Raw genomic sequence first — 14935 nt, forward strand, 5'->3', positions numbered from 1 at the left:
AAAATGCAGGCTTTTGTCATTAGGCAATACTAGCTAAAACTTAAGACTTACCCGCACGTGACACATAGTCACCATTGCGCGTATCAACTTTTACCACATCACCTATTTGGACAAATAATGGCACACGTACCACGGCGCCAGTTGCTAGTGTTGCCGGTTTACCGCCAGTACCTGCGGTGTCACCTTTTAGGCCAGGATCAGTTTCAGTAATTTGTAATTCAACAAAGTTCGGTGGCTCGACTGAAATAGGGTTACCATTCCAGAATGTAATGGTACAGATATCACCTTCCGCTAACCACTTAGCGACATCGCCCACAGCTTTATCGTCTGCCGCCACTTGTTCAAAGGTTACATTATCCATAAAATGCCAAAACTCACCATCAGCATATAAATAACCTAACTCTGAATCCATCACATCGGCGCCTTCAACACTTTCACCTGATTTATACGTTTTTTCTAATATTTTGCCAGATATTAACTTACGAATTTTAATACGGTTGAATGCTTGCCCTTTACCTGGCTTTACAATTTCATTATCGATAATGTTACAAGGTTCACCATCAATCATTAATTTAAGTCCAGCTTTGAACTGGTTAGTGCTAAAGTTAGCCATAATTATTATGCTCGTTCGTTCACGCAGTACACGCAAAGGTTAAAAATTGAATATAGAAATGCCGCAAATAATAACCCAAATCAGCGATAAATTGCACACTTCTTGGCAAAAAGAATTGGCAAATGTTATTACCGACCCAAAAACCTTGTTAGAGTTGGTCGAAATTTCACCAGAAAGCTATCAACAGCACTTTGCTGCACGTAAACTATTTCCGGTGCGAGTGCCGCGCCCCTTAATGTCTCGCATTAAAAAAGGCGATATCAACGACCCTATTCTAAAACAAGTTATGCCATTAGATTTAGAGTTCTCAATAACTGACGGTTATAGCGAAGATCCACTAGAAGAACATGACACCGTTGCCCCCGGATTGCTGCATAAATATAAACATCGGGTATTAATGATGGTAAAAACAGGCTGTGCGATTAACTGTCGCTACTGTTTTCGCCGCCACTTTCCTTATGCCGATAACAGCCCAAATAAGGCAAAATGGCAACAAGCCCTTAGCTATATTGAACAACATTTAGAAATCAACGAAGTGATTTTTAGCGGTGGCGACCCGTTAATGGCCAGTGACGAACACTTGCAATGGTTAATTACCGAAATTGAAAAAATACCCCACGTGACACGGTTACGTATTCACACCCGTTTGCCCATCGTTATTCCACAGCGTATAACGCCTGCTTTGGTTAAAACCTTAAGCTTAACAAGACTTAAACCCGTGATCGTTTTTCACATCAATCATGCCAACGAAATCGACGCTAACGTTTCACAGGCTATTGAACCTTTGCTTACGGCCAGAATTCCACTCTTTAATCAAAGCGTATTGTTAAAAGGCATTAATGACAACGCCAACACGCTAGCAGCACTAAGTGAAGGCTTATTTGATGTCGGTATTCAGCCTTACTACTTACATTTATTTGATAAAGTACAAGGCGTCGCTCATTTTGATGTCACAGAAGCAGAAGCAAAAAAAATCACTTTGCAGCTATTGGCGATTTTACCCGGCTATTTAATGCCAAAACTTGTCAGAGAAATTGCGGGAGAAGCGAACAAAACACCGATTAATTTAACCTAAACTGGTTAGAGAAATTGCGGGAGCAGCGAACAAAACCTAAGAAAAATTTGACCTAACATTGGCTATGTAAATATTCACCGTAATTTAATGCCAAAACTTGTTAGAGAAATTATCTTAGAAGCTAACAAAATGCCATTCAATTTGGCATAATAGCGCCATTGAAGACACGAAAAGAAGATGAGTTATTATGAGCGAAGCGGTACACAAACAATTAATCGATAATATTTCGATCATTTTAAAAAAATCATTGGCGGCAGACGCCACATTAACTACATTACGTGAAGCCAAACAAGCAGGCTTTGCGGCAATATTTACCCCAGACGCTGGCTTTAAATGTTCAGCAAATACTTTTCAGCCTTACGTTGAAGAAGTAGCCAATGATTTGGTTTTTTGGCAAAAAACCTCTGATCAGCAAGCACTGATCGATATTGTAAAAAAAATAGAGCAGTTATTTATGGTACTAGCTAAGCTTGAACAAAGCTAAATAGCCAAAAGTTAAAAGCAAAAAACGCAGCTTTACTGCGTTTTTTTATGCCTGAAAACTTTATATTTTACTGATGAACTTTTCTCTTAAAGCTGACAACTCATAGATTTTCACTAGCAAAATCGTTACTGAAAATGCTAATGAAAAACTCTGATTAAACCACTCTGATTAGAAAAGTCAGGCTATTTAACCATCTCGTTTTCAAAGGTCTTTCTAAACCAATCATCAAGCATATCTTTTTCATAACTTAACGATTTATTACGATATCTAAAACTGTTATGCATTAAAAAACCCATATCTTTTAATGAAACCTCTGCGCTTTTAACCACAGTATTATCGGCATTCAATAACTGGTAACTGAACTCTATACTTGGAAAAAAGATATCTTTTATAATACGAATACGTTTCGTACCACCAAAATTAACATCACCGGCTAAATCTAGGTTCGTTATATCAAAAACTAATTTTTGTTGTTCTGGTAGCGCTTCAGCCATTTTAGCAAAATGCTCTTCAAAAGCTTTAAAGGTTCTGTCTTTAAAATGTTGACGATGTTCTTGGCCCGCATCAATATCAGAATACTTGTCAGGATTTGTCCACTTAACTTCAACTTGCGCCGCTTGTGCTGTTGCCGTTGCCGTTGCCGTTGATATTAAAACGACAACAAGGCTTAGTAAACCTGTCATAAATTTATTCATCATTTCATCCTCTTTATTGCTTTCAGTGTAATAGTAGACCGTAGCACCTAAGAAAAGTATCGATCTAATTGCTAATTATTGTGTTATACCATTTTAAGCAGATTTATAACCCTGTATTCGCACCCTATCAATATCATAGGCACGTAGCTAATATTATCTATAGTATAAATAATCTATCGCGAATTAAAAGGCGACAATCCCCCTCCGAATCTTCTTTGCTTTGTAGACTACTATTTTATAATTTTTATTTTCTACTGACTATTTTTTACTTTACATTTTTGGACAAAAACGAAGACAAAGAAAGCAAAAAACACCCCATCATTGATGCCATAAATGGAGTAAAACACGCCTGCCATTAAATCTTGTGCGTAAACGTCAGCAAGGTTATTGGTCAGCATCCAATTACTCCAAACACCGGCATAAATTAATTTTTCCAGCGCAAAAACACCAATTAACCATTTTACTTGCTGGTAATTTTTAGCAACTGACATATAAGCTAAGCCCCAAATAAGAATCATCAGTAAACCAAAGTTAGACATCACGATGGGATCAAATTCAGCAATGGTGGTGTTGGTAAATAATCTTGAAAAAATTAGCACTGACAAGTTCATTAAACCCGCAAGAATAAAGCCTTTGGTAATGATGGTGTTTTCTATCTTCATATCTGAACTCGCTCACTTTTTATCGTTATCTTTATAGTTTTTCCTTTAGATTTTTAGCCTAGCGCACTGTTTTTTTGTCATCTCTGCACTGTGTATATTGTTTCAAATTTACCCGATAAACAAGCTACATTCTGCCTTAACACTGCGCAGTACTTGAATGGCCGACATGTGTGCAGGGCTAATTAATGGTGCTGATCTTTCATGCGTTTTAAATTTTTAGACAGCTGCTTAATCACATGATATTGCTCAGTAACCTCAACCATCTTAACTTTGCCCTGATACACTTGATAATCAAGTAACATTTGTTGGTATCGCTTGGGCTCTGTGGTGGCTAAATCATAGCGCTCAACGGGGTCGGTTTTAATATTAAAAATACGCCATTGCTTATCACCAAAGGGCGGAAAGTTACGCACTAATTTGTAATCACCTTTAAACAAGGCCGCGCTGCCAGCAAGTTCATAACCAATCACCTCTTGGTCAGTATAAACCGTTTCATTTTCGCCGGTTAACACACCAACTTGGCTACGTCCCATAATAACCATTTTTTCTTTATCTATAGCTTGAGTTAAACCCGCTAAATCCAATATGGTAGGTACAATATCTGTAATGTAGCTAAAACTATGGCTAACAACGCCTTGTTGGAGCTTTTTAGGATAATGAACAATCAGTGGTGAGCGCATGCCGCCCTCTGATGCTGAACCTTTGTACCAGCTCAAGGGGGTCATAGAAACATTAGCCCAGCTTGGGCCATAATTAGCATAACTGCCTTTTTCACCTAAGGTTTCAATATTGGTGGTAAAATTTTTCTGAATATAATCAGGAAATACTTTTTCTATTTCATTGTTGTCTGCGCCATTATCACTCATAAACATAATGACGGTATTATCAAATAAATTCGCTTTTTTGAGGTAGGATAACAAACGTTCAATGTTGTAATCCATCCGCTTGACCATAGCAGCATACACCGCCATTTGTTTGGTGCGATATGCTTGATCTTCTTTAGAGAGTGCATCCCACTCGGCAATTGTCGGTAACTGTAATGCTTCTAAACCTGGCGGCATTAAACCCAGTTGCACTAATCGTGTATAACGTTTAGATTTAATCACTTCCCAGCCGTCTTGATAGTTGGCTAAATATTTTTCAGTGAGCGCTTTTGGTGCTTGGTGTGGATAATGCACAGCCGTAAAAGCCAAGTAGGCAAAAAATGGCTTTTGGCGATCATGTTGTTGTAAGTAGCCCATAAGATTATCGGTATAAAAATCTGATGAATAAAAATCATCTGGTAAATCAATTTCATTGGCATTATCAAAATAGTGCACTTGTTTGTTATGTGGCAAGTAAGGTTTTTTCTCCCAGTTATCGGCGCCAGTTTCCATTAACGAAATGGATTGATCAAAGCCTCGATTAATTGGTAAATTACTTTTTTTCATGCCCAAGTGCCATTTGCCAGACATATAGGTACTATAGCCATTACGTTGCAGAATACTCGACACCGTCTCCACGCTATTATTAAGCTCACCTTCGTAGCCAGGTTGGCCAAATTGATTATCATCCATAATGATACGCATATTGCCTAAGCCATTAAGATGATTATCCACCCCTGTTAGCAACATACTTCGCGTCGGTGAGCAGGTGGCGGCGACATGAAAATTAGAAAATTTAACTCCGCCCTTTGCCAACGAATCAATCCCAGGGGTATGAATTTCACTGCCAAAACTACTGATATCAGAGTAACCCAAGTCATCCGCCAAAATAATTAAAAAATTCGGTGCTTTAGAAACCGCCTCAGGGCTAGAGCTGAGACTATTTTCTGCCGAGACAAGCGGTGCGCTAACCATGCACAACACGGCAACCATAACACGTGAGAATGAGGTGAATTTGACCATAATGTAAACCTAAGCGTTGCTGAAAATGTAAAAACAATGTAGCTTAAATAGTCATGCCTCATTGGCATATAACCATTCCAAAATATAATATATCTATGGATGCATCATGAACATAAAACTGCTCGAACATTTTGTTGGTGTATATGAGCACCGTAATCTGACCAAAGCTGCCGGCTCAATAGGTGTTACGCAATCAAGTATCAGTAAGAGTATTAAAAAACTTGAGTCACACTTGCAGATATTGCTCTTTGATCGCCATACTCGTGATGTAACGCCCACCCCGGCAGGACAAGCATTGTATCGAGATGCGTTAAACTGTATTTCTGCGATGAAGAGCATGGTGTCACACGCACGTTTTTTTAGTCATGGTGAAAAAGGTACTATCAATGTCGGCTGTGGGCCATTGATACATGAATTAATTCTCAAACCCTTAATTGGGCAGATTATTGCCCATAACGCCGATATCCAAATCCATGCCAGTACCGGACGCTTTGAAGATCTCATACATGGCCTAGACAATCATTCGTATGATTGCTTGTTGTATGATGTCGGTGAACAACAAACACTCCATGATCCTAATAGCTATGAAGTGATCCCTTTGTTGCAAGCCCCGGTTTATGTGGTAGCAAACCATGATCATCCTATCCATAAGCAAACACCGGTACTAGAGCATTTATTTCAATATAAATGGGTATTGCCACCAATACCGCAACGTTATATCAGTCATTTACCGCCACAATTTCAAGCTTTTTTATTAAATTCAAATAAACCTGATTTTGAAGTGACCGACCTACCACAAGCGTTAGAATTAGCTGAACAAAATAACTTGATTACCATTGCCGTGGGTGATTTAAAACGCGATGAATGGCAACAACGTTCACTCACCGCCATTACATTGCCGTTTAACATCAGTAGTGACATTGGACTGTGGCGTATGCGTTCTCGACAATTAACGCCAAGTTTATCTGAAATGATCAATATGGTAAAAAGCTTAAAAGTACAGAAGTGATAAGTGATGCTACTGCTCGATAGGCGTCAGAAAACATATTCAAACCTACCGCAACATAATCATTTAGAAGTCTATTGACCCCAATGATGAGAAGGCGTCTACCTTATGCTGTATAATTATTTTGAAATGCTGCTGCTGTATTGTGAGTTAGGGTTGGATCTAGGTTGTGCTGGTGGACAAAATGTCAGTAACTTCATTCATCCTTAAATAGTATATTCAGCTTTGTTAGTAACAGTGCTGGTGACCAAGTCAACTCTCATTGTTATTAACGTAGTACCTTAAAGATTAGAAAACTAACAATATCAAAATAAAAAAGCCCGTAAACTATAAGCTTACGGGCTTTTCTAGGAAGTGCTAGTATTTAGGCAATACGTTTACATCATGCCGCCCATTCCGCCCATACCACCGCCCATGCCGCCCATATCAGGGGCGCCAGCATCTTTAGTAGGTGCGTCGGTGATCATCGCTTCTGTTGTTAGCATTAAGCCAGCAACTGAGGCCGCGAACTGTAAGGCACTGCGCGTTACTTTAGTTGGGTCAAGAATACCCATTTCTAACATATCGCCGTAAGTACTATTGCTCGCATTGTAACCGTAGTTACCTGTGCCGCCAGTACGTACTTGGTTTAATACTACTGAGGCTTCGTCACCTGAGTTAGTGGCGATTTGACGTAAAGGAGCTGACATTGCACGAATAGCAACGTTGATACCGTGAGTTTGGTCTTCATTGCTACCTTCTAAGTCTTTAATAGCATCGGCTGCACGAACTAAGGCAACACCACCACCAGCAACTACGCCTTCTTCTACCGCGGCACGTGTTGCATGTAATGCATCTTCAACACGGGCTTTTTTCTCTTTCATTTCCATTTCTGTTGCTGCACCAATTTTGATAACCGCAACACCGCCAGCTAATTTAGCTAAACGTTCTTGTAATTTTTCTTTATCGTAGTCAGAAGAAGAATCTTCAATTTGACCGCGAATTTGCGCTACACGTGCTTTAATTTCATCGTCTTCGCCAATACCATCAATAATAGTCGTATTGTCTTTAGAGATAACCACGCGTTTAGCTTGACCTAAATCTTCTAATGTTGCTTTTTCAAGCTCCATGCCGATTTCTTCAGAAATCACTGTAGCTTTCGTTAATGTCGCGATGTCTTGTAACATAGCTTTGCGACGGTCGCCAAAACCTGGTGCTTTAACAGCAGCAACTTTTACGATACCACGCATGTTGTTAACTACTAATGTAGCTAGTGCTTCGCCTTCAACATCTTCAGCAATAATAAGTAATGGCTTACCCGATTTAGCAACACCTTCAAGTGTGCCTAATAATTCACGGATATTAGATATTTTTTTATCAACTAATAAAATGAAAGGGTTTTCTAATTCAACACTGCCACTTTCTTGGTTATTGATAAAGTAAGGAGAAAGGTAACCACGGTCAAACTGCATACCTTCAACAACGTCTAGTTCGTCAGTTAATGCCTGACCTTCTTCAACGGTAATAACACCTTCAGTGCCAACTTTGTCCATCGCTGTTGCAATGATTTTACCAACAGTTTCGTCAGAGTTAGCAGAAATAGTACCTACTTGCTCAATCGCTTTGTTGTCGCTACATTCTTGCGATAAACCTTTCAGTGCTTCAACAGCAGCAATAACTGCTTTGTCGATACCACGTTTAAGATCCATTGGGTTCATGCCCGCTGCAATCGATTTTAAACCTTCGTTTACAATCGCTTGTGCTAAAACAGTTGCTGTAGTTGTACCATCGCCTGCTTCGTCATTGGCTTTAGAAGCAACTTCTTTCACCATTTGTGCGCCCATGTTTTCGAACTTATCTTCTAATTCGATTTCTTTTGCTACCGATACACCATCTTTAGTGATCGTTGGGCCGCCAAATGATTTGTCTAAAACTACGTTACGACCTTTCGGGCCTAAAGTAACTTTTACTGCATCTGCAAGTACGTTAACGCCTTTAAGCATTTTTGCGCGTGCGTCGTTACCAAATAATATGTCTTTTGCTGCCATTTTCATGATTCCTTGTAAACTGTATTTGTACCAAACTTAATCAGTACAATATAATAGGTAAAAATTAATAATTATTAATTATTCGACGATGGCTAAAATGTCAGTCTCTGACAATATAAGCACTTCTTCACCATCAATTTTTTCAGTTTTTGTACCGTAGCCTTCACTGAAGATAACTTGGTCGCCAATTTTTACATCTAAGGCACGCACGTCACCATTTTCTAGCATTCTGCCTTTGCCTACCGCAATGACTTCACCACGTGTTGACTTTTCAGCAGCACTACCCGTTAATACAATACCGCCAGCAGACTTTGATTCTACTTCTTTACGTTTGATAATCACACGATCGTGTAATGGACGAATACTCATTTTGTTCTCCAGAAAAGTTTTATTTTATAAAAATAATGGACTAAAATTTTGGTGCTATTTGCTTGTAGAAGTAAGATGGGGATTAAATAAAACTTCACAAGTCCCTCTCGATTTTTTTTTAATCTTTGCGCTCAAATTCACCATCCAAAGTTTGACCTTCATGTGGTGACTGAAGGTTTTCTTGAAACGGGCTTTCAGGTTGTTTGGAAAAATCATCGTGGTTTTGGTTCTGGTTTTGGTTCTGGCCATGGCTGTGACTGTGACTGTGAAACTGAAAACCCTGCTGGCTGGTATTATTACTGGAGATATGCGACATAACGCTACCGGCAATGGTATGACGAACCGCAGGGATCAACAAACTCAAACCCAGAAAGTCAGTAACAAAACCAGGGGTTACCAACAATACGCCCGCTACTAATAGCATTAAAGCCGTAACAATTTCATCTGACGGCATTTGCCCTTGAGCCATTTTTGTTTGTACCGAATTTAAGGTTGAAATCCCTTGTTGTCTGACATATTTTGCCCCTAACCACGCGGTAAAAATTACCATAGCAATGGTTGGCCAAACACCTAAAACAGCGCCAACCTGCATCAAAACAAAAATTTCAATAATCGGAATAATAATAAAAAGTACAAATAAAAGCCGAAACATAGCAGTGCCTAATAATCTTTAATGAAACTAATATGGGGGTTAACAGGTCTTTTTCAAGCTAGCTATCTTTTTAGCTATGCCCAATATCATTAAGTCTCATACAAACCTAGGCTTGATACTTACTGATTGAAAAAGATTAGCGTAAACTTAAGAGTAAATATCGACTGATTTAGCAAACATTGGCTTTCTTTTGAATACTTAAGTTTTTATTAAGGTATTTTTGATAATGTAGCTTTGTTGATGTAGCAAGTAACCTTATGTCTATGCCCGACCATGGGTATGGCATAAGATATTGCTGAGCACTTGGTAACGGAAAAGCTAGCCGTGTGCGTCAATAGTTTACCGAATATTATATCGGTTTGTCGCTGGCAAGATTTTTTGCTTAGTGAAACAGTGGTGGCGCTATTTACAAAAAATAAATTAGCACGCTTTGATTTACTTAGTGAGATAATCAAGCCATTGCACCCATACGATACTCATGAAGTTATCGCCTTGAACATCCAGCAAGGTGATCATCAATATTTAAACTGGATCAACGAGTTTTTAAAATATCGGTTATGAAAAAAATTGTTACTGTTTTTTGGTTAATACTTACTAGCTTATGTTTTGCTACAACACCCTTAGCAAATGCCCAAGAGTCAATTTTTAACACGCCTGCATCACTCTTTAGTAATGACAATGAGTTTTTAAAAGTTGATGACGCTTTCATTTTTGACTTCCACCAACAAAAAAACCAATTAAAAGTCAGTTTTAATATTGCTGATGGTTATTATTTGTATCGTCACCAGTTTAAATTTACCAGTGAAAACGCCACTATTGTGCCCGTCAACTTACCTGAAGGTGAGCGCCATGAAGATGAGTTTTTTGGTGTTCAACAAATTTTTACCGGCCAAGTCGCTTTTACCATCGATATTACACAAGCTCAAAGTGATGCCAATATCACTATTCGCTATCAAGGCTGCGCCAAAAAAGGCTTATGTTATCCACCGACAAAGCAAACGGTTGAGGTAAATGAGGTTAAACAAATAGCGCCGCCTACCAACAAGGCTAAAAATATTTTGTCTGCACTGGGGTCTAATAGCGAAGATGAAATTAATACCCCATCAGCTAGTACTACAAGCAATACCAATAGTCAAAGTAACCCAATTCAACGTAATAATGCCAACAGCAGCGAGCAGCACCAATTAGCTGACATGCTAAAAAGTGACAGTGTCTGGTTAACACTGGCGGCATTTTTTGTGGGTGGCTTACTCTTGTCTTTTACACCTTGTGTTTTCCCTATGTACCCAATTTTAACAGGTATTATTGTTGGCCAAGGTGACAAGTTATCAACTAAAAGAGCCTTTGCCTTATCTTTTGCTTATGTACAAGGGATGGCGGTTACTTATACTTTACTCGGGATTGTGGTGGCAATTGCCGGTGCACAATTTCAAGCCATGTTTCAGCACCCTATCGTACTTATTGCCTTAAGTTTATTATTTATTTTCTTAGCACTGTCTATGTTTGGTACCTTTAATTTAGCCCTACCCAGTAGTTGGCAAAACAAACTAAATCAGCTAAGTAGTAATCAAAAAGGTGGCTCTTATTTTGGTGTGCTAGTGATGGGCGCCATTTCCGGTTTAGTTGCCTCTCCTTGCACTACTGCCCCTTTAACTGGTGCACTATTATATATTTCCCAATCAGGTGACATATTACTCGGTGCGTCAGCACTTTATGCGCTCAGTTTAGGTATGGGTTTACCCTTACTAGTATTAGGCAGCTCAGGTGGTAAATTACTACCTAAAGCGGGCAACTGGATGAATGTAATTAAGAATATTTTTGGCTTATTGCTGCTAGCCGTACCAATATTTTTGCTTGAGCGCTTCTTACCACTAATAGTGATAGATATACTTTGGGTGCTGCTTATTTTAGCCACTGCTGGATACTTTTATACTGTCAATCAAGCCTCGGCTAAAACCTTTGGTTTTGGTTTACGTAGTATCTTAATATTTTTAGTTTTCTTTATCGGCGCCAATAAAGCCTACCAACTGGTTTATCCCGTCACCAACAATGTTTTGGTCTCACCACAAACAGAACTCCGTGGCTTTGAGCATGTAAAGAATTTAACAGAAATGAATCAAGCGATTACAACCGCTAATGCACAAGGAAAAACCGTAATGGTTGATCTTTATGCTGACTGGTGTGTCGCATGCAAAGAATTTGAAGAGTACACTTTCTTTGAAGCCAAGGTGCAAAAAGCGCTTGCAGACACGGTATTACTACAAATAGATTTGACCGACACAGGTTCCAAAGACAGTGTTGAGTTAATGTCTAAGTTTGAAATTTTTGGTTTACCGTCAATTTTATTCTTTGATTTAACCGGTAATGAATTATCACAACGCAGAGTTACCGGCTTTATGGAAGCTAATGAATTTTCAGCGCATGTCGATAAAACATTCACCCCTTAACTGGTCAATATGATGATAAAAAAGCGCTCCAAGGCGCTTTTTTATTGTTGCAATACGAGTTTTTGCTCAACAAAACCTAAGTCACTATAGCCATACCATTTTGCCCATAAACCTGCCATGTAGGAAAATAGCCCGCAGCGGGTTAACAAATAACGATATTGTATCTGCCGTTATATTTAAAATAATATTAATGGCTGCTGCTTATAAACTAAAAAACAAAATTACGGCAGCCATTTTAAAAAATAAGGCGTTAATAGTTTCATCCTAGTATTTAACAGCAAGCCACGAAACAACAGCTAACTACTGAATTATTTTTAAATAAACCTGATAAATCAATAGATTAATTAAAAATAGCACCCTATTTAGTGTGCTAAACTTATGATAACTGACCTAAAATCAATCATTTAATAACCACCCCAAGTGATAAGACCAGTATTTTGCTGCTATATTCTGCGAAAACACTATAATAATCGTCAAATGAGATTAATTTACCATTTAAGCCAAATTTAATTTAATCACATAGTTAAATATGACATGATGTTACTATTATACAATAATCAGGGTGTTTTTACCGAAGATGACTACAAAGTTTAACATTCTAGTCCTAAATGGTCCTAACTTAAATATGTTAGGCAAACGTGAGCCTACTATTTATGGTTCGTTGTCGTTAACTGATATCATGGCAAATTTAGCTGACATCGCCATTAAGGCTGATGTGCGGTTAAGTCATAAACAGTCAAATGCTGAACATATTTTGCTTGACGAAATTCATGCCAGTTTCGAAAAAATAGACTTTATTATAATAAACCCAGCGGCCTTCACGCATACCAGCGTTGCGCTTAGAGATGCCTTATTATCGGTTAGTATACCCTTTATTGAAGTCCATTTATCAAACGTACATGCGCGTGAGTCGTTCAGACAACATTCCTATTTATCAGATATTGCTATCGGCGTTATTAGCGGCTTAGGCGCTAATGGCTATGAATATGCTTTAGCTGCTGCAACAGATTGGTTAGAAAAAAATAAAAAATAAGTACTTAATAAATAAGCACTTAAATGATGATATTCATTTAAGTTTTACACACATAAATTTAATAATGATATAAAAAGGTATTCAAATGGATATTCGTAAAATTAAAAAATTAATTGAATTGGTTGAAGAGTCAGGTATCAACGAATTAGAAATTTCTGAAGGTGAAGAATCAGTGCGCATTAGCCGTGGTGCCACCATTATGCAAGCAGCTCCTATGATGCATGCAGCTCAAGCACCACTTGCAGCACCTACAGCACCTGCTCCGGCTGTTGCAGCGGAAGCGGCAGCTCCAGTAATAACCGGACATATTGTGCGCTCTCCAATGGTCGGTACTTTCTATTCAGCAGGTTCGCCTGATGCACCTGCATTTGCTGCTGTTGGCCAGCATGTTAATTCTGGCGATACACTATGTATCCTTGAAGCGATGAAAATGATGAATCAAATTGAAGCCGATAAATCAGGTGTCATCAAACAAATTTTAGCCGTAAACGAAGACGCTATTGAATTTGATCAACCGCTATTCATCATTGAATAAGCCCAACCTTTAAGGGGATTTTCATGTTAGATAAAGTTGTTATCGCCAATCGCGGCGAAATTGCCTTAAGAATATTACGCGCTTGTAAAGAGCTTGGCATTAAAACGGTTGCTGTGCACTCAACGGCTGATAAAAGCCTTAAGCATGTATTGTTAGCCGACGAAACTATTTGTATTGGCAAACCGGCGGCAATGGATAGTTATTTAAATATTCCAGCCATTATTACTGCCGCAGAGGTTACTGACGCTGTAGCTATTCACCCTGGCTATGGTTTCCTTGCTGAAAATGCTGATTTTGCTGAACAAGTAGAAAAATCAGGTTTTGCCTTTATTGGACCTAAGGCGGAAAGTATCCGTTTAATGGGCGATAAAGTTTCAGCCATTAAAGCGATGAAAGCAGCTGGCGTACCTTGCGTACCTGGCTCTGATGGTCCATTGACTGCAGATGTTGAAGCAAATTTAGCGCACGGTAGACGTATTGGCTATCCAGTTATCATCAAAGCCTCTGGTGGTGGTGGTGGTCGCGGTATGCGTGTTGTTCGCCGTGAAGAAGATTTAATTGAATTTATTCAACTGACTAAATCAGAAGCACGAGCGACCTTCAATAACGACGTAGTTTACATGGAGAAATTCCTAGAAAACCCACGTCATGTTGAAATTCAAATCATGGCTGATGGCCAAGGTGCTGCTATTCATTTAGGTGAGCGTGACTGTTCAATGCAACGTCGTCACCAGAAAGTGGTTGAAGAAGCGCCTGCGCCAGGTATTTCAGCTGAACTGCGGGCAAAAATTGGCCAACGCTGCTGTAATGCCTGTATCGAAATAAACTATCGTGGTGCTGGTACCTTTGAATTCTTATACGAAGACGGCGAATTCTATTTCATCGAAATGAATACCCGTATTCAAGTGGAGCATCCGGTAACTGAAATGATCACGGGTGTTGATTTGATCAAAGAGCAGCTTCGTGTTGCTGCAGGTCAACCACTATCTTATACGCAAGACGATATTAAAATATCAGGCCATTCAATTGAATGTCGAATTAACGCGGAAGATCCACGTACCTTCGTGCCATCACCAGGAAAAATCACTCGTTTCCATCCTCCAGGTGGCTTAGGTGTACGTTGGGATTCTCATATTTATGCGGATTACTCAGTGCCACCGAACTATGACTCAATGATCGGTAAGTTGATCACTTGGGGTGATAGTCGTGAGGTTGCTATGGCGCGTATGCGTAACGCATTAGGTGAATTAATTATTGATGGTATTAAAACCAATATTGCCTTGCACCAAGACATTCTAACTGACAAAGGTTTTATTGATGGTGGTGCTAATATTCACTATCTTGAAAAGAAGCTGGCTGCATTAGAATAATAGCCAATGACATAATGGATAATACTTAGCGCTACATTTATAGCCTGGTCTAAAAAAGCTCTGCATGCAGAGCTTTTTTTA

15 protein-coding genes are annotated in these 14935 nt (G+C 39.0%); 8 read left to right on the forward strand and 7 right to left on the reverse strand.

Going from position 1 to position 14935, the window contains the following annotated elements:
• Positions 1-40: 40 nt before the first annotated feature.
• Entirely contained in the window at positions 41-613 is a 573-nt protein-coding gene (efp, locus tag H4J59_RS14770) for an elongation factor P (protein WP_146879317.1), read from the reverse strand.
• Positions 614-659: 46 nt separating this feature from the next.
• On the opposite strand from efp, the gene epmB reads away from it, so the two are divergent.
• Both epmB and H4J59_RS14780 read left to right on the forward strand, forming a co-directional pair.
• On the forward strand, positions 660-1688 hold the full coding sequence (gene epmB, locus H4J59_RS14775) for an EF-P beta-lysylation protein EpmB (protein ID WP_310733200.1): 1029 nt from the start codon (positions 660-662) through the stop codon (positions 1686-1688).
• A 187-nt stretch (positions 1689-1875) separates the two neighbouring features.
• Positions 1876-2172, forward strand: coding sequence for a hypothetical protein (locus H4J59_RS14780; protein WP_182240583.1), 297 nt, complete (start codon positions 1876-1878; stop codon positions 2170-2172).
• A 182-nt stretch (positions 2173-2354) separates the two neighbouring features.
• Here H4J59_RS14780 and H4J59_RS14785 read toward each other — a convergent pair whose 3' ends face one another.
• From H4J59_RS14785 to H4J59_RS14795, 3 genes are all read right to left on the reverse strand, one after another.
• Positions 2355-2870, reverse strand: a complete 516-nt coding sequence (locus H4J59_RS14785) for a DUF3016 domain-containing protein (protein WP_259369544.1) — start codon at positions 2868-2870, stop codon at positions 2355-2357.
• A 248-nt stretch (positions 2871-3118) separates the two neighbouring features.
• Entirely contained in the window at positions 3119-3529 is a 411-nt protein-coding gene (locus tag H4J59_RS14790; protein ID WP_182240585.1) for a hypothetical protein, read from the reverse strand.
• A 182-nt stretch (positions 3530-3711) separates the two neighbouring features.
• Positions 3712-5415: an arylsulfatase gene (locus tag H4J59_RS14795; protein WP_259369545.1), complete on the reverse strand. Its 1704-nt coding sequence runs from the start codon at positions 5413-5415 to the stop codon at positions 3712-3714.
• Positions 5416-5521: 106 nt separating this feature from the next.
• On the opposite strand from H4J59_RS14795, the gene H4J59_RS14800 reads away from it, so the two are divergent.
• Positions 5522-6424, forward strand: coding sequence for a LysR family transcriptional regulator (locus tag H4J59_RS14800; RefSeq protein WP_182240587.1), 903 nt, complete (start codon positions 5522-5524; stop codon positions 6422-6424).
• Between the two features lie 374 nt (positions 6425-6798).
• Here H4J59_RS14800 and groL read toward each other — a convergent pair whose 3' ends face one another.
• The 3 genes from groL to H4J59_RS14815 form a co-directional block, all read right to left on the reverse strand.
• On the reverse strand, positions 6799-8448 hold the full coding sequence (gene groL, locus H4J59_RS14805; RefSeq protein WP_182240589.1) for a chaperonin GroEL: 1650 nt from the start codon (positions 8446-8448) through the stop codon (positions 6799-6801).
• A gap of 78 nt (positions 8449-8526) precedes the next feature.
• Complete coding sequence (locus H4J59_RS14810; RefSeq protein WP_182138150.1) at positions 8527-8817, reverse strand: co-chaperone GroES; 291 nt, start codon at positions 8815-8817, stop codon at positions 8527-8529.
• A gap of 118 nt (positions 8818-8935) precedes the next feature.
• Positions 8936-9469 carry an FxsA family protein gene (locus H4J59_RS14815; RefSeq protein ID WP_182240590.1) on the reverse strand — a complete coding sequence of 178 codons (534 nt, stop codon included), beginning with the start codon at positions 9467-9469 and terminating at the stop codon, positions 8936-8938.
• Between the two features lie 324 nt (positions 9470-9793).
• Between H4J59_RS14815 and cutA the strand changes: the two genes are divergently transcribed.
• The 5 genes from cutA to accC all read left to right on the forward strand — a co-directional run bounded on the left by cutA (position 9794) and on the right by accC (position 14854).
• A complete protein-coding gene (gene cutA / locus H4J59_RS14820; RefSeq protein WP_404852025.1) occupies positions 9794-10030 on the forward strand; it encodes a divalent cation tolerance protein CutA in 237 nt (78 codons plus the stop codon).
• Entirely contained in the window at positions 10027-11916 is a 1890-nt protein-coding gene (locus H4J59_RS14825; protein WP_182240592.1) for a protein-disulfide reductase DsbD, read from the forward strand. Before cutA ends, H4J59_RS14825 begins: the two co-directional genes overlap by 4 nt.
• A gap of 577 nt (positions 11917-12493) precedes the next feature.
• Positions 12494-12949 carry a type II 3-dehydroquinate dehydratase gene (aroQ, locus tag H4J59_RS14830; protein WP_182240594.1) on the forward strand — a complete coding sequence of 152 codons (456 nt, stop codon included), beginning with the start codon at positions 12494-12496 and terminating at the stop codon, positions 12947-12949.
• A gap of 85 nt (positions 12950-13034) precedes the next feature.
• On the forward strand, positions 13035-13484 hold the full coding sequence (gene accB / locus H4J59_RS14835; RefSeq protein WP_182240596.1) for an acetyl-CoA carboxylase biotin carboxyl carrier protein: 450 nt from the start codon (positions 13035-13037) through the stop codon (positions 13482-13484).
• A 23-nt stretch (positions 13485-13507) separates the two neighbouring features.
• A complete protein-coding gene (gene accC / locus H4J59_RS14840) occupies positions 13508-14854 on the forward strand; it encodes an acetyl-CoA carboxylase biotin carboxylase subunit (RefSeq protein WP_182240598.1) in 1347 nt (448 codons plus the stop codon).
• Positions 14855-14935: the final 81 nt, after the last annotated feature.

This window comes from Colwellia sp. MB02u-10, from assembly GCF_014077185.1.
Lineage (GTDB): Bacteria > Pseudomonadota > Gammaproteobacteria > Enterobacterales > Alteromonadaceae > Cognaticolwellia.

What these genes read in the sequence shown, in the direction of transcription:
- efp (WP_146879317.1), bottom strand. Translation starts at nt 613, where the DNA reads ATGGCTAACTTTAGCACTAACCAGTTCAAAGCTGGACTTAAATTAATG.
- H4J59_RS14780 (WP_182240583.1), top strand. Translation starts at nt 1,876, where the DNA reads ATGAGCGAAGCGGTACACAAACAATTAATCGATAATATTTCGATCATT.
- H4J59_RS14785 (WP_259369544.1), bottom strand. Translation starts at nt 2,870, where the DNA reads ATGATGAATAAATTTATGACAGGTTTACTAAGCCTTGTTGTCGTTTTA.
- H4J59_RS14790 (WP_182240585.1), bottom strand. Translation starts at nt 3,529, where the DNA reads ATGAAGATAGAAAACACCATCATTACCAAAGGCTTTATTCTTGCGGGT.
- H4J59_RS14795 (WP_259369545.1), bottom strand. Translation starts at nt 5,415, where the DNA reads ATGGTCAAATTCACCTCATTCTCACGTGTTATGGTTGCCGTGTTGTGC.
- H4J59_RS14800 (WP_182240587.1), top strand. Translation starts at nt 5,522, where the DNA reads ATGAACATAAAACTGCTCGAACATTTTGTTGGTGTATATGAGCACCGT.
- groL (WP_182240589.1), bottom strand. Translation starts at nt 8,448, where the DNA reads ATGGCAGCAAAAGACATATTATTTGGTAACGACGCACGCGCAAAAATG.
- H4J59_RS14810 (WP_182138150.1), bottom strand. Translation starts at nt 8,817, where the DNA reads ATGAGTATTCGTCCATTACACGATCGTGTGATTATCAAACGTAAAGAA.
- H4J59_RS14815 (WP_182240590.1), bottom strand. Translation starts at nt 9,469, where the DNA reads ATGTTTCGGCTTTTATTTGTACTTTTTATTATTATTCCGATTATTGAA.
- H4J59_RS14825 (WP_182240592.1), top strand. Translation starts at nt 10,027, where the DNA reads ATGAAAAAAATTGTTACTGTTTTTTGGTTAATACTTACTAGCTTATGT.
- aroQ (WP_182240594.1), top strand. Translation starts at nt 12,494, where the DNA reads ATGACTACAAAGTTTAACATTCTAGTCCTAAATGGTCCTAACTTAAAT.
- accB (WP_182240596.1), top strand. Translation starts at nt 13,035, where the DNA reads ATGGATATTCGTAAAATTAAAAAATTAATTGAATTGGTTGAAGAGTCA.
- accC (WP_182240598.1), top strand. Translation starts at nt 13,508, where the DNA reads ATGTTAGATAAAGTTGTTATCGCCAATCGCGGCGAAATTGCCTTAAGA.